This is a genomic window from Micromonospora sp. NPDC048169 (assembly GCF_040652815.1).
Lineage (GTDB): Bacteria > Actinomycetota > Actinomycetes > Mycobacteriales > Micromonosporaceae > Micromonospora.
Window position 1 is genome coordinate 48169 of record NZ_JBEZMS010000030.1, and the last position, 20046, is coordinate 68214.

Here is a 20046-nt window from a genome sequence, read left to right on the forward strand (position 1 = left end):
TCCTTGCTCATGTCCTTCTGACGTAGGCCGTACGGGACTCGAACCCGTAGCCTCCCGGTTGAGAGCCGGGTGAGCTGCCAGTTGCTCCAACGGCCCAGGACGGCGTACGCCGTCGGCGGAGCTGCCCCGGAAACGGAGAACCGCCCTGCTCCGGTCTCGGGGCGGGCGGTTCGCGCGGATCGTCGCGCCGGCGCTAGACGCGCCACCACCCTGGTTGCCACTGCCGTTCGCGGCCCGTGCCCGGCTCGGGCAGCAGGGCACCGGCGCGCGGCGCTTGCCGCTCGGCGCGGGTGCGGTTCTGCTGCGACACGGTGCACTCCCCTGGTGGATCAGATCGACGTTGCCCGCTCACGGTACGGCCGCCACACCTGGGCGGCAACACGATATTCGTTCGTGGTCAGCCGGCGTGTGCCACCGGGTGGCGGCGCATCTCCTCCATGAACGGGTAGCGCGCGGTCAGCTCCGCGAGCGTGATGCCGGCCCGCCACGCGGCGGCCACCTGCGCGACCTGAAGCAGGTCGGTGGCGTCGCCCCGGGCCTGGACGTCGCCGTCCACCCGCAGGTCGATCATGAAGTAGCGGGCCTGCGAGCCGAGGCTGACGCAGACCACGCCGCGGGCGGAGGTCATCTCGGCGCAGGTGAACCGGCTGCGCCCCTGCTCGGGCGCGGTCACCTCGCCGACGTCGAGCTGGTGGGCGGCGGCTGTCGCCACGAGCGCGGGGGCGAGACCGCCGGGCTCGACCAGGTCCGGGTAGAGGCGCACACCCAGTGCGGCCGACACGTCGCTCATGACTGACTCCCACTTCCTTGTGACAGAGACCAGCAGCGCGCAGGTTACGAACACGTTTCCGGCGCGCACGGCCATCTTTTCCCGCGCGGCCGTCCCGGGGCAATAGGAACGCCCTCATCGAACCCCTGCGGGGTACGCTGCCGCCTCATGGCGCACATCCGCTGTGACTTCTTCTCCGAGGCGCTCGGCATGGGCACGTCGATGACAGTGCTGCTGCCCGACCGGGGCGCGGCCGGGATCGGCGTGCCGGGTGCCGCCGCCGACGGTGACCCGCAGGTGCTGTACCTGCTGCACGGGCTGAGCGACGACGACACCGTGTGGACCCGGCGCACCTCGATCGAGCGGTACGTCGCGCCGCTGGGGCTGGCCGTGGTGATGCCGCAGGCGCAGCGGAGCTTCTACTGCGACGAGGCGCACGGCAACCGGTACTGGACGTTCCTCAGCGAGGAGCTGCCCGAGGTGTGCCGGTCGTTGTTCCGGCTGTCCGACCGGCGGGAGGACACGTTCGTCGCGGGCCTGTCGATGGGCGGCTACGGGGCGATGAAGTGGGCGCTGCGCCACCCGGACCGGTTCGCGGCGGCGGCCAGCCTGTCCGGCGCGCTGGACGTGACGCGCCGCCGCCACCATCCGACCCGTCCGGTCGACCCGGCGGTGTGGCACACCGTCTGGGGTGACGACCCGGTGCCCGCCGACGACGACACGGTGGGGCTGCTGGAGCGCTCCGGCGACGACCGGCCGGCGCTCTACGTCGCCTGCGGCACCGAGGACTTCCTGTACGAGGACAACCTGCGGTTCCTCGACGTGGCCCGGGAACGCGACGTGCCGGTCACCGTCGACTTCGGTCCCGGTGACCACGACTGGGCGTACTGGGACGCGCGCATTCAGGACGTGCTGGCCTGGCTGCCGCTGCGCGGGCGCTGACCGGGCGGGCTCAGACGCCGACGGTGCCGTCGATCGCCTCGCGGATCAGGTCGGCGTGCCCGTTGTGGCGGGCGTACTCGTGCAGCATGTGCAGCATGACCAGGCGCAGCGAGACGTCCTCGCCCCAGCGGGCCTGGTGACCTGTCACGTCGAGCGAGGCGGCCTCCCGCTCGACGCGCCGGGCGTGCTCGACCTCCCGCCGCCACGCCTCGAACGCCTCCGCCACGTCGGCGTCGCGGGCGTCGTACGCCTGCTGGAAGTCGCCGCTGTCCGACCACACCAGCGGCACGTCCTCGGCGGCGATGACCCGGCGGAACCAGGTGCGCTCCACCTCGGCCATGTGGCGGACCAGGCCGAGCAGTGACAGCGTGGACGGCGGCGACGCCGCCCGGCGCAACTGCTCGTCGGTCAGCCCCTCGCACTTGAGGGCCAGCGTGGCCCGGTGGAAGTCGAGGAAGGCGCGCAGCGACTCCCGTTCGCCGGCGAGCAGCGGCGGGCCGATCCGTTCGGTCTCCATGAGCGTCGAGCCTAGCCGCGATCGATCTTGGTGGGACGACCGCGTCACCGCAGTGACGAACCGGCCACCGGGAAGTCGAACCAGGTGTCCGGGTACGGCTCGTCGACGTACCGGTAGTGCCACCACTCCAGCGGATAGTTCTCGAAGCCCTGTGCGGACATCAGCCGGCGCAGCAGGTCCCTGTTGTCCCGGGCGGTGCGGCTGACCCGTGCGTCGGCGGTGTGGGAACGCGGGTCGAAGCAGTCGAACCCGGTGCCCATGTCGATCGAGTCGTCGGCGAAGCGGCGTCCGGCCGGGTCGGTGCAGGGCACGAGCGCCTGGCCGGGCGTGTACGCGGCCGGCGAGGGCCCGGAGACCGGCACCAGGGTCAGGTCGACGGTGCTGCCCCGGCTGTGCGCGGTGGGCGCGCCGATGTAGCCGTCGGCGAACAGCCGGTCCTTCGGCACGGCGGGATAGAACTCCCCCTTCATCAGCTGCTCACCGGGCAGCTTCGCCCAGGCCACGAAGTCGTCGGCGGCGCGCTGCGGGCGGTAGCAGTCGTACACCTTGAGGCTGTGCCCGCCGGCGAGCGCGGCGGTCTGCACCCGGTGCAGCGCCTCCGCCGCCGGCCGGGTGAGCAGGCAGCGCGGCTCGGCGTACCCGTCGATCGGGCGGCCGACGAAGTTGTGCGGGCCCGCGTACCGGATGTCGGTGCGGACGGTGGGGTCGACGGTGGTGAGGTCCACGATGTCCGCCGGGGCACGGGGGCCGGTCGCTGTGGGTGACGGCGGCGCCGACGGCGACGGCGCGGGCCGCTGGCAGGCGGCGGCGAGCAGCGTGGCCGCGACGGCCACGACCGCCGTCGCGCGCGTGCCGGTGCCCACCCGCCGTGTCTACCAGCCCCGGCGGGCCGGCATCGGCGGAACCGGTGGTCAGCCGCCCAGCACGGTACGCAGGAAGTCGACGGCGGCGGCGTCGTCGTCGATGCCGCCCGCCTCGTGGCCGTTGAACCGCCACACCGTCAGGTCCTTGTCGCCCCGGTAGGCGTGGTAGGCGGCGTAGACGGTGGACGGCGGCGTGATCTCGTCCATGAGCGCGACGGAGAAGCGGGCCGGCACGCCCGCGCGGCGGGCGAACGCGACGCCGTCGACGTAGCCGAGCGTGCGCAGCGCCTGCTCCTCGCGGTCGCGGTGCACGGCCAGGTAGTCGCGGATCTCCCGGTACGGCGCGGCGTCGGTGATGGTGATCGCGCGCGGGATGTCGCAGAGGAACGGCACGAGCGCGACAGCCGCCCGCACCCGGGGCGCCAGCGCGGCGGCGGCGAGGGCGGCGGCGCCACCCTGGCTGTGCCCGAGGACCGCGATCCGGTCCGGGTCGACGGCGGGCAGTTCGCACGCGGCGTCCACGGCGCGGACCGCGTCGGTGAGGAAGCGCCGGTAGTAGTACCGGTTCGGGTCCTCGATCCCCCGGGTGGCCATGCCCGGCGCCTGCGGTCCGGCGGCGGCGACGTCGGGCGTGTCGCCCCGGCTCCACCCCGAGCCCTGGCCGCGCGTGTCCATCTGGAGGTGGGCGAAGCCGGCGGCGGACCAGAGCAGGTTCTCCAGCGCGTGGCCGCGGCCGCCGCCGTACCCGACGTACTGCACGATCGTGGGCAGCGGCTGCGTCGCGCCGCGCGGCACCCGCAGCCAGGCGCGGATCGGCTGGCCGGCGAAGCCGGGGAAGGTCACGTCGAACACGTCGATCCCGGCCAGCGGCGTGGGCATCGGGGTCGCCGACACGGGGTCGCCGCAGGAGCGCGCCTGTGCGAGAGTGTCAGCCCAGAAGGCGTCGAAGTCCGGCGGCTCGCGCAGGTCGCTGCGATGGGCGCGGAGTTCGGCCTCGGCCAGGTCGGTGAACACGCCTCGGATTCCTCGTCGTTCGTCGGGGGTGGACGGCGAGCCGGCGGAAGATGACTGGCGCGTTTCCGGAACGTTTCCGCAACTCGTGCGAACGCTAGGGCCGGTCCGGCCTGTCGTCAAGCCCTCGCCGTACGGCAAGATGTGCGTGGGGCGGGACGGTCTACCGGTCGGTTCCGGCAGCCGGCGAAGGGAACACGGGTGAGCGCGGACGACGAGCGCAGGGTGACCATCACCGCTATCGCACGGGAGGCCGGCGTCTCGGTGCCGACCGTGTCGCGGGTGCTCAACGGGCGTTCCGACGTCGCGCCGGACACCCGGGAGCGGGTCGAGGAGCTGCTGCGCCACCACGGCTACCGGCGTCGCGGCAGCCGTACGGTGCGCCGGGCGGACCTGGTCGACCTGGTCTTCAACGACCTGGACAGCCCGTGGGCCGTGGAGATCATCCGCGGCGTGGAGGACGTCAGCCACGCCGCCGGGGTGGGCACCGTCGTCTCGGCGATCCACCGCGAGTCCAGCTCCACCCGGCAGTGGCTGCACAACCTGCGCGCCCGCGCGTCCGACGGCGTGATCGTGGTGACCTCGCACCTGAGCCCCGCCGTGCAGGCCCAGCTGCGGCGCCTCAACGTGCCGGTGGTGGTGGTCGACCCGGCCGCCGGCGTGGCCGCCACCGACGTGCCGGCGATCGGCGCCACCAACTGGACCGGCGGCCTGGCCGCCACCGAGCACCTGCTCAAGCTCGGCCACCGCCGGATCGGTTTCGTGGCCGGCCCGCCGCACCTGCTGTGCAGCCGGGCCCGGCTGGACGGCTACCGGGCCGCCCTGGCCGCCGCCGGGGTCACCGCCGACGACCGGCTGGTGCAGCCCGGCGACTTCTACCACGCCTCCGGGTTCACCGCCGGTGGCGCGCTGCTCGACCTCGACGACCCGCCCACCGCCATCTTCGCCGCCAGCGACCAGATGGCCTTCGGGGTGTACGAGGCGGTACGCCGCCGCGGGCTGCGGGTCTGCGACGACGTGAGCGTGGTGGGCTTCGACGACCTGCCCGAGGCGCGGTGGGCCTCACCGCCGCTGACCACAGTGCGCCAGCCGCTGGTGGAGATGGGCCGGCTCGCCGCCCGCACGGTGCTGCGGCTGGCCCAGGGCGAGGAGATCGACTCGCCCCGGGTCGAGCTGGCCACCGAACTCGTGGTGCGGGACAGCACCGCCGGGCCCGCCTGCCGCTGATCCGGGCCGCCGCTTTCACTCCTGTTCCGGAATTTCCGGCTCCCGCAGCGGCGTCCCGGTCGACATGGCGACGGCGGCGGCGTTGCGGCGACGCCGGGCCAGCAGCAGCGCTCCCCCGGCCGTCAGCACCGCGCCCACCGCCACCGTCACACCCGTGCCGGGCCGTGGTCCGGGTGCCGCCCCGCCGCCGCGCAGGCCGGCGTGCCCGGCCAGGGCCGAGGCCGCCCCGCCCGCCGGTGGCGCGGACCGGTCCAGCTCCCCCGGCTCGACCAGCCGTCCGACCGACGCGTCACGCGGCTGCGCGAAACCCCAGTCCAGCAGCGCCGCGCCCTGCTGCCAGCCGCGCTGGGTGGTCACCTCGGCGCCGAGCAGCGTCACCACGAGGCGCCGCCCGCCGCGCTCGGCCGCGCCGACGTACGTGTGCCGGGCCAGGTCGGTGAAGCCGGTCTTGCCCCCGAGGGCGCCCGGATAGTGGTCCAGCAGCATGTTGTCGTTGGAGATGGCGAACCCCTTCGCCCGCTGCGCCGGCTGGGCCGGGATCTGCGCCGACCGGGTGGTGTCGTAGCGCCGGAACGCCGGGTCGGCGAAGCACGCCCGCGCGATGAGCGCCAGGTCGTACGCGCTGGTGAACTGCCCCGGCCCGTCCAGCCCGGACGGGGTGACCGCGTGCGTCTGCCGGGCACCGAGCCGGTGCGCCTCCTCGTTCATCGCCCGGATCCCGCCGGCCGGCCCGTCCGGGCCGCCCCCGAGGCGGGCCAGCGCGTTCGCCGCCTCGTTGCCGGAGCGCAGCAGCAGGCCGAGCCAGATCGTCTCGATCCGGTAGCGTCCGCCCTCGACCAGCCCGACAGTCGAGCTGCCCGGCTCGACGGCCAGGTCCCCGGCGGTCACCGTCACCTCCCGGTTCGGGTCCAGCCGGGGCAGCATCGTGGCGGCCAGCAGCAGCTTCTGCACGCTCGCGGGCACCCCGTACTCGTGCGGGCCGCAGCCGCCGAGCACCGCGCCGCTGTCCAGGTCGGCGACCACCCAGGAGGTGGCGATCACCGCCGGCGGCGCGGTCGACGCGGGCGGGACGACCAGCCCGGCGGTGTCCAGCGCGGGGCCGCCGACGGCCCGCGCGGCCGGGTCGGGCGCCGGCGGCGGCTGCGGCGGCCGGGTCGCCGGGGCCGGCACGTTCGGGCAGGGCGGCGCGGACGGCAGCCGGCGTACCGGCGTGCGGACGGCGGCCACCGCGGGCGTCGCCGACGCCGGCAGCAGCAGGGCGGCGGCCAGCGCCACGAAGGATCCCCAGGTCCTCATGACCCGCACGCTAGCCACGCCGACCCGAACGGGTCACCGGCTCGGGGATTCGGGTCCCGGCACTGTCGCCACCGGGTAGGCTCGCCCGCTCGACGATCAGCGCGCGCGGAGCCCGTGGCCGGCCAGCGGGCCGACGTGCCAGCCCCGGCGGCGGCACTCGGCGAGCACGCGCGGAAGGGCGGCCAGACCGGCCCGCCAGGCGCCCGGCGCGGCCGTGCGGGAGGAGTCGTGCAGCAGGATCGTGCCGCCCTCGTCCAGCCCGGCCAGGACGGTGTCCGCGACGGTGTCGGCGGTGGCGGTGGCTGTCCAGTCCCGGCCCCAGCAGCTCCACAGCACCGGCCGCAGGCGCAGCCGCCGGGCGGCCACGAGCGCGGCGGTGGTGAGCACGCCGTACGGCGGTCGCAGGAACCGGGGGGCACGGCCGGTCACGTCGGCGACCAGGGCGTACGCACGGGTCAGGTCGCTGACGGTGCGGGCGGGGCCGCGCAGCAGCAGGTTGTCGTGCGTCCAGCCGTGCACGGCGATCTCGTGGCCGTCGCCGGCGACCCGGCGGCCCAGCGCCGGATGGCGGCGCAGCATCGCGCCGAGCACGAAGAACGTGGCACGGACCCGGTGCGCCGCCAGCACGTCCAGGACGTGGCCGGTGGATTCCGGATCCGGGCCGTCGTCGAAGGTCAGCGCGACCCGGCCGGGCGCCCCGAGCCCGTGCAGCCCGGGCAGCAGCCGCCGCCGCACGGCGGGCAGCGCCGTCACCGCCGGTGCCGCCTGCAACGCCGGCAGCGCCAGCGCGGCGGCCCGGGCGAGGGTGGCCGGTCTCAACGCAGGCCCCCGGTGGACTGCAGCAGCGCGGCGAGGACGGCCACCGCGTCGCCGACCGGATCGAGCAGCGGGCGGCGCGTACCGGCCGGGCCGGCGGGCGGCGCCCGGCGGGCCGCCTCGGCGACCAGTCCGGCCGGGTCCTCGGACACGTCGTCACGGGGCGGGGCCACCGGTCCGGTCCCGATCACCGCCGCGAGCACCGGCCCGAGCTGCTGCGGTGTGCCGGCCCACCGGCTCAGGCCGGCGCGGGCCAGGATCGCCGCGTTCGCGCGTCCGTGCCCGGCGATGGGCCGGTACGTGACCACCGGCAGCCCGGCCGCCAGCGCCTCCTGGCAGGTCAGTCCGCCCGCGTTCTCCACCAGGACGTCGACGGCGCGCATCAGCGCCGGCATGTCGTCCACCCAGCCCAGCACGTACCGGCCGGCGCCGCGCAGCCGGTGGCGCAGCGCCGCGTTGTGCCCGCACACCACCACCGGCCGCACGCCCGCCGCGGCGACCTCGGCCACCGTGGCCGCCACCTCGCCGGCCCCCCAGGCGCCCGCGACGACGAGCGCGAGCACCTCGTCGGCCGGGAGGCCGAACCGCTGCCGGGCCCGCCGCCGGTCCTCCGGGCCGGGCCGGGCGAAGGCGCGGGACACCAGCGGCTGGACCCGTGTGACGTCGGCGGCGCAGTTCTCGTGCGTCTCGGCGTGGCGGACCGCGCAGTACACGTCCACGCCCGGCGCGAGCCAGGTCGGGTGCACCACGAAATCAGTCACATAGGTGATCAGAGGGACACGGAGCCGCCCACGGCACCGCAGCGGCCCGAGGAGCTGGTTGGCGAACGGATAGGTGGTGACCACGGCCCGCGTGTCGGGGGGAATGCGGCGGCGCAGGCGGTGGCGGAACGGCCGCAGCAGCGCGCGGATCCCGCGCACGGCGGTCCGCGAGCTGCCGGTGAGCCGGAACAGCGCGTGGTAACCCCAGGGAAGCCGGTGCAGCACCCTGCGGTACGTCTCGCGTACCGCCCGGTGCGCCGGGCGGGGCAGCAGGTGCAGGAGGTTCAGCCGGTCCACCGCGAAACCCCGCGCACGCAGCCGGTGCGCCAGTTCGTCGGCGGCCCGGTCGTGTCCGGCACCGATGTCCGCCGAGACCACCACGATCCGGCCCGGGTGCTCCATGCCGGGCGCATACCCGCGGAATCGGTGTCCACGCGGCCCGGTGGCCGGGTCAGGCGCGGCGGCGCCCGCGTCGGCGGGCCCGGGCGCGGCGGGCGGTGAGCGCCGCCACCACCCCGCCGACCGCCAGCGCCAGCAGGCCGGCGGCCGGCACGATCACCCGCCAGTCCCCGTCGCCGATGCGGCGCAGCGCCGTACCGCCCGGCCCGCGCCAGGGCTCGCCGGGGGTACGGGTGGGCTCGGCGGCCGGCGCCGGCCCGGGTCGCGGCGCCTCGGCGGCCGGTTCGCCCGGTTCGACCAGGCGGCCGACCGAGGCGTCCCGGGGCAGCCGGAAGCCCCAGTCGAGCAGTTGGGCGCCCTGCTGCCAGCCGCGTACCGGGCGGGCCTCGGCCCCGAGCAGCGTCACCACGAGGCGGCGACCGTCGCGCTGCGCGGCGCCGACGTAGCTGTGCCGGGCCAGCTCGGTGAAGCCGGTCTTGCCGCCGAGCGCGCCGGGATAGCGGTAGACGAGCTGGTTCTCGTTCTGGATCTGGAACCCGCCCTTCTTCAGCGCGGGCTGGGCCGGGATCTGCGTGCGCTCGGTGAGCGCGTACCGGCGGAACGCGGCGTCGGCGAAGCAGGCACGCGCGATGAGCGCCAGGTCGTACGCGGTGGTGAACTGGCCGGGACCGTCCAGGCCGGACGGGGTGACCGCGTGCGTCTGCCCGGCGCCGAGCCGGCGGGCTTCGGCGTTCATCTCGGCGACGCCGGCCTGCGCGCTGCCCGCGCCGAGGCGGGCCAGCATGTTCGCGGCGTCGTTGCCGGACTGGAGCAGCAGGCCCAGCCACAGCGTCGCCACGCTGTAGCGGCCGCCGACGAGCAGGCCGACGGCCGAGCTGCCCGGCTCGATGTCCAGGTCGTCCCGGGTCGCCACGGCCACCTGCTTCGGGTCCAGCCGGCTCAGCATGGTGGCGGCCAGCAGCAGTTTCTGGGTGCTCGCCGGGGTGCCGGGAACGTGTGCGCCGCACGCGCCGAGGACCGCGCCGGTGTCCAGGTCGGCCACGAGCCAGGTGGTCGCGGTGACCGCCGGGGGTGCAGGGCTGCCGGGTGGCACGACGAGGCCGGTGCCGGCCAGCGCCTCGCCGCCCACCGCCGCCTGTTCGGGTGTCGTGGCCGGCGTTGTCGGGCGGGGCGGCCGGCTGACCTTCGGCGCGGGCAGGCGCGGGCAGGGCGCCGCGGGTGCGGGCGCGGCGGCCGGGGCGGCGGGTGTGGTGGCCGGGGCGGCGGCGGCCGGGGCGGGTGCCCCGGTGGTGAGCAGGGTGACGGCGGTGGCGACGGCCAGGGCCCGGGCTCTCATGAGAAGGCACCCTACCGAGCCGGATGATCAGGTCCGGACGCCTCACCGGTGTCGTGACGCCGCGCCGATCGGGCGCTGCCGGTGGGTGACCGGCCGGGTGTCAGCGCACGCCGCGCAGCCACCACCGCTGCCACGGCGTCTCCACCGCGCGCCGGTGATAGTGGGACCGGACCCAGGCCACCGCCCGCGCGGGCGGCAGCCCGTCCAGCACGGCCAACGCGGCGAGCGCGGTGCCGGTCCGCCCGATGCCGCCGTGACAGGCCACCTCGACCCGTTCGCCCGCGTACGCGCGCCGCCACGCCTCGCGCAGCGCGTCGAGGGCGTCGGCGCGGTCGGCCGGGATCCAGAAGTCGGGCCAGCGGACCCGCCGGACCGGCCACTCCGGCTCGGGACCGGGCGCCAGCAGCAGGGCGAAGTCGGCGGGCGAACCGGGCTCGGCGACCCGGCGCCCGCGTACGGTGGCGCCCCCGGGCAGCGTGAGCAGGCCGGCCTGGTCGGTCCACGGTGTCGCGTCCATGGCTCATTGTGTCGTGTCGCCCGGACACGTGAGTGCCCGCCGGACGAGGTCCGGCGGGCACTCACGATCGAGCCGGGTCGTCCCCGGCGCGCCTCGGATCAGCCGAGGCGACGGCGACGCCAGGCCATCGAGGCCAGCAGCAGCACCGCACCGGCGGCGGCCAGGCCACCACCGAGCTTCAGCGGCGTGCCGATGCTGTCACCGGTGACCGGCAGGCCGCCCTTGTGCGGCGGCCGGGTCGGCTTTGGCGGACAGACGGTGCCGGTGGCGCTGGCGATCCGGCCGGACGTCAGACCGGTGGCGGTGAACGTGTACCGACCCGGCTGGGTCGGCCGGTAGGTGACGGTGAAGTTGCCGCTGGCGTCGGCCGTCACGGTGAACGTGGTCGGCGCGGGCTGCGGCTGGGCGCGGTTGGGCGTGTAGGCGACGGGCGCCATCGCCACCGTGCTGCCGTCGCTGCGTCGCGCGGTGCCCTCGGCCGGGGCGGCCACGGGCAGGCCCGAGATCGCCACGTCGATGCGAACCGTCTCATTCGGCGCGAAGTTCGAACCCTGCAGGGTGAACTTCTCGCCGAGGCAGGCGGCCAGCGGCGACACGGTCAGCGAGGCGACTTCCGGCGGGTAGACCGGAGGCTGCGGCTGCGCCGCCCCGGCCGCGGTCGGCACGGCCGCTACGGCCAGGCCCACCGTGAGCGCCATGATGATGCGGGATAGCCGCATGATGGTTTCCCTCCTACTGTTCACAGCTTGGTGCGTTGACTACTTGGGTGGTCCATGGGGTGACGGTGGGCGTGTGCACCAGCTCGGCCGTCCCGGCGCCGGTCTGGCCGGTGAGCACCGTGACGTCGAGCGTCCTGGTCTGCCCCGGGCGTGCCTCCACGTTCGCCACCGCCACCTGGCGGCGGCCGTCGGTGCCGCTGCCCATCGCGGTGTCCCGCCCGTCCAGCCGTCCGGTGAGGACGGCGCCGCCGGTGGGCGTGTGGACGGAGACGAACGTGCGTGCGGTGTACTTGTCGCCGGCCAGGGCCAGCCCGGTGACCGACTCGGTCAGGCCCGACTTCGGGGCGGTGGAGTGCACCGTCACCCGCAGCTTCAGTTCGCGGCGCCCGTCCGGCTGGCATTCGCCGACCGTCACGGTGGCCGAGAACCTGAGGTAGTAACCGAGCTTCGCGCCGCTGCCGTCGTTGAGGAACACGCCGACAGTCGGCACGGTGTCCTTCTCCGGAAGTTGACCGGCCAGCCGGCTGCCGGCCAGTGCGCGCTGTTCCTCAGATCGGACACTCCAGAACAATATCCGACGTTCGTTGATTGAACGGATAAAAACGGTCAAAAGCGCACGCGGGTCGATCGTCTTGGTGAACAGGGTGTCGAAGACACCCGAGGCCGCCTTGGTGAAGTACTCGTCCTGGTCCTTCGTGCCCAGGTCCCGGTACGAGTCACTGAGGAGCGTGCGGACGGCGGTGGCGGGGGCGAGTGCCGGCCCGTCCGGCACGTTGACCGGGCCCAAGACGCCGAGCAGGTAGGACAGGACCACCGGGTCCACCGCCAGCACACCGTCCACAGTCGTGCCGGTCCGGCGGCGCACCATGTCCCGGTAGAGCGCGGCGGCGGCCGGGAAGTCCGGGTTGAGGTTCACGTCCGCCGGATAGATGCCCGGCAGATCGCCCCAGAGCCGCTTCGCCTCCGCGTCGACCTTGAGTGGCGGGTCGAAGAACCGCAGGTCGGACGAACTGCCCTGCTTCACGAGGCGGATCCGTCCACCCTCGGCGCGCAGGACTGCGTACGCGCCGAACATGCCGCCCGTGGCGCGCAGCTCGGCCGGGTTCTGCGAGACCAGCAGATAGCTGCGCGGTCCGTCCGCGCCGAGCAGTGGCGGCAGCAGCCGCGCGCCGCGATCAGCCGCCGAGGTCAGCTCGCCGAGCTGGTCCAGCTCCGCGCGCAGCGCGGTGACCGCGTCGCCTACCTGCGTCACGAGGTCGCCGGTGGGCACCTTCCGCAGCCGGTCGGCAGTCGTGCGCACCGCCTGGTCGGCGGCGGAGACCTCGGCCGAGACGGCGCGCAGGCGGGCCAGGTCCAGCTTGCCCTGCTTCGGCACCAGCGAGGCGAGGTCGACGCGCAGCAGCGTGGGGAACGCGAGCCGGGCCAGGTCGTCCACCGCCACCGAGATCTGCCGTACGGCGGCCAGGTTGTCCCCCGCGTACGGGGTCTGCTGGCCGACCCACCACACCGGATCCCCGGTTTCGCCACGCGCGGCGGCGGCCTGCTCCTGCAACGCGGCGAGCGTGCGCTGGGCCCGGGCCACGTCGCCGTCGAGCACCTGGGCGCTGAGCTCCCGGGCCAGTCCGGCGGCGTTGACCAGGTGGGCGCGGGCCTGCCAGCCCCGGAACACGACCCAGCCGCCGGCGCTGAGCAGCACCGACACGACTACGAGCCCGGTCAGCAGGATCCGGCGGACCCGGGCGCGCCGGCGCCGGCGCGAGCGGCGCCGCCGGACGGGCGTGGCACCAGGTCCGGTCACGGATTCCCCCTACGTGTCGGTCGAATCGGACAGAATTCGCGATCGAGTGCTTTTTAGCACGAGAAAGTGCCTGTTCGAGGCGTTATTCGACGCTCTGATGAATTAGCTGCTGTGTGCGAGTTTTGTTCGGTTCGGCGTGCGCTCGGCCGCCTCGTGCAGCAGCGCCTCGATCCGGTCCACACCGGCCCGCATCGACATGTCCCGCAGGTACGCGTCGCGGCCCCGCCGGCCCATGTCGATCCGGGCGGCCGGCGGGATGGCGGCGGCCAGCCAGAAGCGGTCGGCCAGCGCCGCCCAGTCCTCCGGCGGGCAGGACAGGCCGGCGCGGGCCCGCTCCACCACCTCCGCCGTCTCCCCCGCCGCGGAGGCGATCACCGGCGCGGCGCAGGACAGCGCGGCCTGGAGCTTGTCGGGCACCCGGCCACGCAGCTCCGGCAGGTCGCGCTGGGCCACGAGCTGGTAGTCGGCGGCGGCGTAGAGCTGCGGCATGTCCACGGCGGACCGTCGTTCCAGGAACCGGACGTTGTCCGCGCCGAGGTCGGCGGCGAGCCCCCGGACCTGCCGCTCCTGCGGGCCCGATCCCACGAGCACCAGGTCCATCCGGTCGCCGAGCGCCGCCGCCGCGCGGACCGCCGTCTCCAGATCCTGGCGGACGCCGATCGTGCCGGCGTGCATCACCACGCAGCGGTCGTCCCGGCGGACCAGCCGCCGCACCGCCGGTCCGGCCTGGGTGGGCCGGAAGATGCGCTCGTCGGTCCAGTTCGGCGCCGTGCGCACCCGGCCCGGGTCGGCCCCGCCGGCACGGACGAGATCCGCCATGGACGGCGACCCGACAGCCACCACCGCCGCCTCCCGGTAGAGGCGACGGGTCGCGGCCTCCAGCCGCGCCGGCCGCCCGCTGTCCCGCTCGGCGCGCCCGTCCCGCTCGGTCCACACGTCCTGCACGTGCAGCACTGTCGGCGTGCGGCCGAGCAGCCGCCGCAGCCCGGTGGCGGCGAACGTGACCGCCGGGTGGCCGTAGACGTAGAGCACGTCGACGTCGCGCAGCAGTCCCCGGCCGGCGAGCGCGGCACTGCCGGCGAAGGACAGCCAGCTCGTGGTGCGGGCACGGGCGGAACCGTCGCCCGCGGCGTACCGGGGAACCCGGCGCACGGTCAGCCGCTCGCTGTGCGTCTGGTGCCGCCAGCGCTGCCGCCAGCCGGGATAGACGTGGCCGCCGGGGTAGTCCGGGAAACCGGTGAGCACCCGCACCTCGTGGCCCCGGGCCACCAGCTCCTCGGCCAGGCTGCCCGGGACGAACGCCGGCTCGGGCGGGAAGTGGTAGGTGAGGATGCCGACCCTCATGACGACGCTCCCGGCGCGGCTTTCCGGACGGCCGGGCGCCGCACCGCGTACGATTCCCGCATCCCCTCTGCGTCCGGCCGCGACCGCCGGAAGAACGCCGTCGCGGCACCCTCCGTCGCGACCGTGCCGACGAGAGGGGTGCAGATGGTCGACGAGGTGCTCTTCGTCTGCCACGCGAACATGTGCCGGTCACCGATGGCGGAGTTCATCGCCCGCCGCATGCTGGCCGGCCTGCCGTTGGCGGTGACCAGCGCGGGGACCGACGCGATCGACGGGGCGGCCATGCACCCATACGCGGTCGAGGTGACCGCGGCCACCGGCGCGGACCCGGCGGCCTTCCGGACCCGCCGGCTGCGCCCGGAGCACCTGACCGGGGCGGCGCTGGTGCTGACCGCGACCCGCCGGCAACGCTCGGCCTGCACCTCGCTGGCACCGGCCGCGCTGACCCGGACGTTCACGCTGCGGCAGTTCGCCCGGCTGGCGGCCGAGGCCCGCCCCGCCGAGGCGGAGGCGGATGCGGGCACGCCGTTGCGAGCGGCGGTGTCGGCCGCGGTCCGCGCCCGGGGGCGGCTGCAACCCGCCGCCCCCGACGCGGAGGACCTGCGCGATCCGATCGGCGGTTCGCCCGCCGACTTCCGGCGTTGTGCCGAGGAGATCGAGCGGTCGATCCGGCCCGTACTCGCACTCATCGCGACAGCCGGGTGAGTTCCTGCGTCCGGTCGCCCGCGGCCTTCGCGCCCCGCCGCGTTCCGGCCCGGTCGGCCGGCACGGAGGGCGCCGCGGGCGGCACGACCACCTTGTACGCCTCGTACTGGTAGGCGTCCGACTTGGCCACCTTGGCCATGTTCAGCACGCAGCCGAGCAGGCGCACCGAGACCGAGCTGAGCGCTTGCGCCGCCGCCGCGACCTGGCTGCGGGAGGTACGCCCCTGCTGGGTGACCAGGAGCGCGCCGTCGGCCTGCACGGCCACCACCACGCCGTCGGTGACCGCGAGCAGCGGCGCGGTGTCGAGGACCACGATGTCCGCCGAGTCCCGCAGCGCCACCAGCAGGTCCGCCATGGACTTCGAGCCGAGCAGCTCGCTCGGGTTGGGCGGGGTGGCGCCGCTGGGCAGCACCAGCAGGGACTTCTCGCCCCAGCGCTGCACCACGTCACCGACCTGGACGTCGCCGACCAGCACGTCGGTGAGGCCGACGCCGCCGTCGAGCCCGAGGTAGTCGGCGACCTTGGGGCGGCGCAGGTCGGCGTCGATCAGCAGCACCCGCCAGCCCGCCTCGGCCAGCGCGATGGCGGTGTTGCAGGCCATCGTGGTCTTGCCCTCGCCCTGCAGCGCGCTGGTGACCGCGATGACCCGGGCCGGCTCGTGCACGTCCACGAAGCGCAGGTTGGTGCGCAGCTTGCGGACCGCCTCGGCCCGGGCCGAGGTGGCCGCGTCGCCCACGATCAGCGGCGCCGAGCGCGCGCCGGTCTCGTAGGGGATCTCGCCGAGCAGCGGACTGCCGGTCACCCGTTGCAGCCCGGCGCCGTCGCGCATCCGGACGTCGGCCACGCCGCGCAGCACGGCCAGCCCGACGCCGGCGAGCAGGCCGAGCAGGCCGCCCAGGACCAGGTTGCGGGTGGGCTGCGGCGAGACCGGGTTGGAGGTGACCCGGGGACCGCTGACCACCTCGATCTTGATCGGCGGGGACTTGCCGTCCGGCGGCGTCTCGACCTTGCGTACCAGCTCGGTGAACTTCGTCGCGAGCATCTCGGTGGTCTTCAGCGCCCGGGTCTGGTCGGTGTCGGTGATCGTCGCCTTGAGCAGGACCGTGCCGGTCGTGGCGGTGGTGTGGATCCGGCTGCGCACCTGGTCGGCGGTGAGGCCGAGCGGCGCGTCGGCCACCACGCTCTGCGCCAGCCGGTCGCTGGTGAGCAGGTCACCGTAGGACTTCACCCGCTGCTGGAGGAAGAGGCTGCCCTGGTAGGCGTCGGTGACCCCCTGGCTGGGCGTGGTGACGAAGAACGTCACCGAGGCCTCGTACCGAGGCGCCGTCCGGACCGTCACCAGCGCGGCGGTGCCCAGGCCGAGCATCACCGTCACCAGCACGATCCACCAGTGGCGTCGGACCAGGCGCAGGTAGCCGAGAACGTCCATCACGCTCCCCCTCGCGACACGCCGGTCTGCCGATGAAACTGCACGAAAGCCCCCTAAAAACCCCAGTCGCCGTGCCAGGATCGAATCGCCTATTCACGACGTTACGTGACTGGACGACAGTAAATGACCGAACAGGCACAGACGGTCTAATCCTTTCAATACGGATAGGACACAGAGGGCAGCCCATGGATCGTGACGCGATCACAGCCGTTCAACCCCCCGGCCGGATCACCCACCGCGCCGCCACCCTTTCCCTGTTAACGCTGGACACGGCCGCGTGGTGCGGAGGTTTTCTCGGCGCGGCCTGGACGCGGTACGAGTTCGACCTCACCGCCGCCGCCAGCGCCCGTACGCTCGGCCTGGCACTGGCCTGCGCCGCGCTGTACGCCGCGCTCACGCTGCTGCGGTCCCGGCTCTACGGCCGCTACCCGATCGGCAGCTCCGGGGACGCCCAAGGGCTGGCCGTCACCGTTGCGCTGGTCGCCGCCGTCGGCCTCGCCGCCGTGCTGCCGTGGGCGCAGCGGCCGGTCCCGGCGAGCACGCCGCTCGTCGGCGGCACCGTCGCCCTGGTGGCGATGGCCACCGCCCGCGGCCTCTGGCGGGCCTACGCCGACCGCCATCAGCCCGCCGCCCAGCACGCCGAACGCTGCCTGGTCTACGGGGTGGACGCGGCCAGCGAACGGCTGGTCCGGACGCTGCTGCACGACCCGGACAGCAGCTACCGGCCGGTGGGCCTGCTCGACGACGCGCCCGACAGCCGCGGCCTGCGGCTGGAGCGCCTGCGCGTGCTCGGCGGCCGGGAGCAGATCGCCGCCGCCGTCCGGGCCACCCGGGCGAGCACTGTCATCTTCTCGATGAGCGGCTCCGACCCGCAGCTGCTGCGCGACGTACGCACCCGCACGCTGGAGGCCGGCGCGGCGTTCAAGGTCCTGCCGCCGGTACGCGAGGTGCTCGACCGTCCGGTGGCCGCCACCGACGTCCGCGACCTCCAGCTCACCGACCTGCTGGGCCGCGCGCACCGGGTGGCCGAGCTGAGCGTCGAGCGCGGCGGGCTGGCCGGACGCCGGGTGCTCGTCACCGGCGCGGGCGGCTCGATCGGCTCGGAGCTGTGCCGCCAGATCGCCCGCTGCGAGCCCGACGAGCTGATGATGCTCGACCGGGACGAGTCCGCGCTGCACGCCCTGCAGATGTCCCTGCACGGGCGCGCGCTGCTGGACGGGCCGGAGCTGATCCTGGCCGACATCCGCGACGCCGAGGGCATCGCCCGGGTGATCGCCGACCGGCAGCCCGACGTGGTGTTCCACGCCGCGGCGCTCAAGCACCTCACGCTTCTCCAGCGCCACCCCGGCGAGGCGATCAAGACCAACATCCTGGGTACGCTGAACGTGCTGGAGGCGTGCCGGGACGTCGCCGAGTTCGTGAACATCTCCACCGACAAGGCGGCCAACCCGACGAGCGTCCTCGGCTACTCCAAACGGATCACCGAGCGGCTGACCGCGTACCACGCGCAGCGGCTCGACGGCAGATACCTGAGCGTCCGCTTCGGCAACGTGCTGAGCAGCCGCGGTTCGGTGCTCACCGCGTTCCAGGCGCAGATCCGGGCGGGGGTGCCGATCACCGTCACCCACCCCGACGTGACGCGCTACTTCATGACCGTGCAGGAGGCGGTGCACCTGGTGCTCCAGGCCGCGACGATCGGGCGGGGCGGCGAGGCGCTGGTCCTCGACATGGGCGAGCCGGTCCGGATCGCCGACGTGGCACGCCGGCTGGCCGCCGAGGCGGGCCGGCCGGTGGAGATCGTCTTCACCGGCCTGCGCCCGGGCGAGAAGCTGCACGAGCACCTGTTCGGCGCCGACGAGGTGGACAGCCGTCCGCTGCACCCGTTGATCTCCCACGTCGCGGTGCCCGCGCTGGACCCGGACGAGGTGCGCGGGCTGGACCCGTACGCCGACCCGGAGGAGCTGGTCAAGCGGATGGCCGCCTTCTGCGAGCCGGCCGGGGTGTCCCTGCCGGCGCTGCCCGGGCAACGCTGACCCGGCGGCCGACGGGACGCCGTACCCAGGAGGTGGGATCGGCGTCCCATCGGCCGGAGAGCGGCTCGCCGGCGATGGCGGACGCCCGATAGGGTTGGTCCCGGTGTGCCGGGAAGCCTGGTCGGCGATGACTCCGCCGACCCCAGCTTCCGAACGGATCCCGCATGCGCCAGCACACCCCGCACCGCCCCCGCCTGCTGTCCCGCCGTTCCTGGCCGGAGGCCCGCTTCCTGGCCGACGTGCTGCGCACCGAGACGGTCGGCGGCGGCCTGCTGCTGCTCGGCGCGGTGCTCGCCCTGGTCTGGGCCAACTCGCCGTGGCGGGCCGGGTACGCCGAACTGAGCCACTGGGTGCCCTGGCCCGGCGGCGCCGGGCTGCACCTGGACCTCGACCTGCGCACCTGGGCCGCCGACGGGCTGCTGGCGATCTTCTTCTTCGTGGTCGGTCTGGAGCTCAAGCGCGAGTTCGTCGCCGGTGACCTGCGTGACCCCCGCCGGGCCGCGCTGCCGGTGATCGCCGCGCTCGGCGGCATGGTCGCGCCCGCGCTGATCTACCTGGCGGTGACGCTCGGCGCCGGCGGCACCGGCCTGCGCGGCTGGGCCATCCCCACCGCCACCGACATCGCCTTCGCACTCGCCGTGCTCGCCGTGGTCAGCTCCCACCTGCCGCAGGGGCTGCGCGCCTTCCTGCTCACCCTCGCCGTGGTCGACGACCTCTTCGCGATCACCATCATCGCGATCTTCTACACCGACGCGTTCCACCCGTTGCCGCTGCTCGCCGCGCTGCTGCCGATCGCCGCGTTCGGGCTGCTCGTGCAGAAGCGGCGAACCTGGTGGTGGGCGCTGATCCCGCTCGCGGTGACCGCCTGGGCGCTGGTGCACGCCTCCGGTGTGCACGCCACAGTGGCGGGCGTGCTGCTCGGGTTCACCGTGCCGGTGCTGCGCGGGCGCGACGGCGCACCCGGGCTGGCCGAGCGGCTGGAGCACCGCTGGCGGCCCGTCTCCGCCGGCCTGGCCGTACCGGTCTTCGCCTTCTTCGCCGCCGGGGTGACGCTGGTCGGGGTGGATGTGGGCGGCGTGCTCACCAGCCCGGTGGTGCTCGCGGTCGCCGCCGGGCTGGTGCTCGGCAAGGTGATCGGCGTGTTCGGGTCGACGTACCTGCTCGCCCGGTTCACCCGGGCCGAACTGGACGAGGAGATCACCTGGGCCGACCTGGCCGGGCTCGCGCTGCTGGCCGGCATCGGCTTCACCGTGTCGCTGCTCATCGGCGAGCTGGCGTTCGGCCCCGGCAGCCCGGAGGAGGACGGCGTCAAGGTGGCGGTGCTGCTCGGCTCGCTCACCTCCGCCCTGCTGGCCTCGGTGGTGCTGGTCCGCCGCAACCGGGCCTACCGGCGGATCAGTGAGCGCGAGAGCCGGGACGCCGACGGTGACGGCGTACCGGACGTCTACCAGCAGGGCCCGGCCTGACGACGCCGGCCGCCGTTCCCGCAGCGGGAACGGCGCCCGCGGCGCGGGGGTCAGTTGATCTCGGCGACCGCCACCAATATCAGCCACATGGCGCAGGT

Annotated in this window: 18 protein-coding genes and 1 tRNA gene; 5 read left to right on the forward strand and 14 right to left on the reverse strand. The window is 74.8% G+C overall.

Annotation, left to right across the window (positions count from 1 at the left end; all coding sequences use genetic code 11):
• Positions 1–23 precede the first annotated feature (23 nt).
• Both AB0D28_RS22890 and AB0D28_RS22895 read right to left on the reverse strand, forming a co-directional pair.
• Positions 24–96 (reverse strand) — tRNA-Glu (locus AB0D28_RS22890).
• Positions 97–397: 301 nt separating this feature from the next.
• The gene (locus AB0D28_RS22895) at positions 398–790 is read right to left on the reverse strand and encodes a hypothetical protein (protein WP_013286540.1); all 393 of its coding nucleotides are present in this window, start codon (positions 788–790) and stop codon (positions 398–400) included.
• 147 nt (positions 791–937) lie between these two features.
• Between AB0D28_RS22895 and AB0D28_RS22900 the strand changes: the two genes are divergently transcribed.
• Entirely contained in the window at positions 938–1711 is a 774-nt protein-coding gene (locus tag AB0D28_RS22900; RefSeq protein ID WP_357388753.1) for an alpha/beta hydrolase family protein, read from the forward strand.
• A 10-nt stretch (positions 1712–1721) separates the two neighbouring features.
• Here the strand turns inward: AB0D28_RS22900 and AB0D28_RS22905 are convergent, their stop codons facing one another.
• The 3 genes from AB0D28_RS22905 to AB0D28_RS22915 are packed head-to-tail and all read right to left on the reverse strand — an operon-like array spanning position 1722 to position 4105.
• Entirely contained in the window at positions 1722–2228 is a 507-nt protein-coding gene (locus tag AB0D28_RS22905) for a DinB family protein (protein ID WP_357388755.1), read from the reverse strand.
• A 44-nt stretch (positions 2229–2272) separates the two neighbouring features.
• A complete protein-coding gene (locus AB0D28_RS22910; RefSeq protein WP_357388757.1) occupies positions 2273–3091 on the reverse strand; it encodes a M15 family metallopeptidase in 819 nt (272 codons plus the stop codon).
• A 48-nt stretch (positions 3092–3139) separates the two neighbouring features.
• Complete coding sequence (locus tag AB0D28_RS22915) at positions 3140–4105, reverse strand: acetylxylan esterase (RefSeq protein ID WP_357388759.1); 966 nt, start codon at positions 4103–4105, stop codon at positions 3140–3142.
• A 198-nt stretch (positions 4106–4303) separates the two neighbouring features.
• Between AB0D28_RS22915 and AB0D28_RS22920 the strand changes: the two genes are divergently transcribed.
• The gene (locus tag AB0D28_RS22920; RefSeq protein ID WP_357388761.1) at positions 4304–5329 is read left to right on the forward strand and encodes a LacI family DNA-binding transcriptional regulator; all 1026 of its coding nucleotides are present in this window, start codon (positions 4304–4306) and stop codon (positions 5327–5329) included.
• Positions 5330–5344: 15 nt separating this feature from the next.
• Here the strand turns inward: AB0D28_RS22920 and AB0D28_RS22925 are convergent, their stop codons facing one another.
• The 8 genes from AB0D28_RS22925 to AB0D28_RS22960 form a co-directional block, all read right to left on the reverse strand.
• On the reverse strand, positions 5345–6625 hold the full coding sequence (locus tag AB0D28_RS22925; RefSeq protein WP_357388763.1) for a D-alanyl-D-alanine carboxypeptidase: 1281 nt from the start codon (positions 6623–6625) through the stop codon (positions 5345–5347).
• A gap of 96 nt (positions 6626–6721) precedes the next feature.
• The gene (locus tag AB0D28_RS22930) at positions 6722–7444 is read right to left on the reverse strand and encodes a polysaccharide deacetylase family protein (protein ID WP_357388765.1); all 723 of its coding nucleotides are present in this window, start codon (positions 7442–7444) and stop codon (positions 6722–6724) included.
• Positions 7441–8604, reverse strand: a complete 1164-nt coding sequence (locus tag AB0D28_RS22935) for a UDP-N-acetylglucosamine--LPS N-acetylglucosamine transferase (RefSeq protein WP_357388767.1) — start codon at positions 8602–8604, stop codon at positions 7441–7443. The genes AB0D28_RS22930 and AB0D28_RS22935 overlap by 4 nt, the downstream gene beginning before the upstream one ends.
• 49 nt (positions 8605–8653) lie before the next feature.
• Positions 8654–9937, reverse strand: coding sequence for a serine hydrolase (locus AB0D28_RS22940; protein ID WP_357388769.1), 1284 nt, complete (start codon positions 9935–9937; stop codon positions 8654–8656).
• A 100-nt stretch (positions 9938–10037) separates the two neighbouring features.
• On the reverse strand, positions 10038–10454 hold the full coding sequence (locus tag AB0D28_RS22945) for a protein-tyrosine phosphatase family protein (RefSeq protein WP_357388771.1): 417 nt from the start codon (positions 10452–10454) through the stop codon (positions 10038–10040).
• A gap of 98 nt (positions 10455–10552) precedes the next feature.
• On the reverse strand, positions 10553–11173 hold the full coding sequence (locus AB0D28_RS22950; RefSeq protein ID WP_357388773.1) for a hypothetical protein: 621 nt from the start codon (positions 11171–11173) through the stop codon (positions 10553–10555).
• A 13-nt stretch (positions 11174–11186) separates the two neighbouring features.
• Positions 11187–12971, reverse strand: a complete 1785-nt coding sequence (locus AB0D28_RS22955) for a DUF4012 domain-containing protein (RefSeq protein ID WP_357388775.1) — start codon at positions 12969–12971, stop codon at positions 11187–11189.
• Between the two features lie 102 nt (positions 12972–13073).
• Positions 13074–14315: a glycosyltransferase family 4 protein gene (locus AB0D28_RS22960; protein WP_357388777.1), complete on the reverse strand. Its 1242-nt coding sequence runs from the start codon at positions 14313–14315 to the stop codon at positions 13074–13076.
• A 123-nt stretch (positions 14316–14438) separates the two neighbouring features.
• On the opposite strand from AB0D28_RS22960, the gene AB0D28_RS22965 reads away from it, so the two are divergent.
• A complete protein-coding gene (locus tag AB0D28_RS22965) occupies positions 14439–15020 on the forward strand; it encodes a low molecular weight phosphatase family protein (RefSeq protein WP_357388779.1) in 582 nt (193 codons plus the stop codon).
• Here the strand turns inward: AB0D28_RS22965 and AB0D28_RS22970 are convergent.
• A complete protein-coding gene (locus AB0D28_RS22970) occupies positions 15001–16449 on the reverse strand; it encodes a polysaccharide biosynthesis tyrosine autokinase (RefSeq protein WP_357388781.1) in 1449 nt (482 codons plus the stop codon). The two genes, AB0D28_RS22965 and AB0D28_RS22970, sit on opposite strands and share 20 nt — an antisense overlap.
• Before the next feature lie 185 nt (positions 16450–16634).
• Between AB0D28_RS22970 and AB0D28_RS22975 the strand changes: the two genes are divergently transcribed.
• Together AB0D28_RS22975 and nhaA are read left to right on the forward strand one after the other, a co-directional pair.
• A complete protein-coding gene (locus AB0D28_RS22975) occupies positions 16635–18482 on the forward strand; it encodes a nucleoside-diphosphate sugar epimerase/dehydratase (protein WP_357388783.1) in 1848 nt (615 codons plus the stop codon).
• A gap of 164 nt (positions 18483–18646) precedes the next feature.
• Positions 18647–19948 (forward strand): Na+/H+ antiporter NhaA, encoded by a 1302-nt coding sequence (nhaA, locus tag AB0D28_RS22980; protein WP_357388785.1) that lies wholly within the window; start codon positions 18647–18649, stop codon positions 19946–19948.
• The last annotated feature ends 98 nt before the right edge of the window (positions 19949–20046 follow it).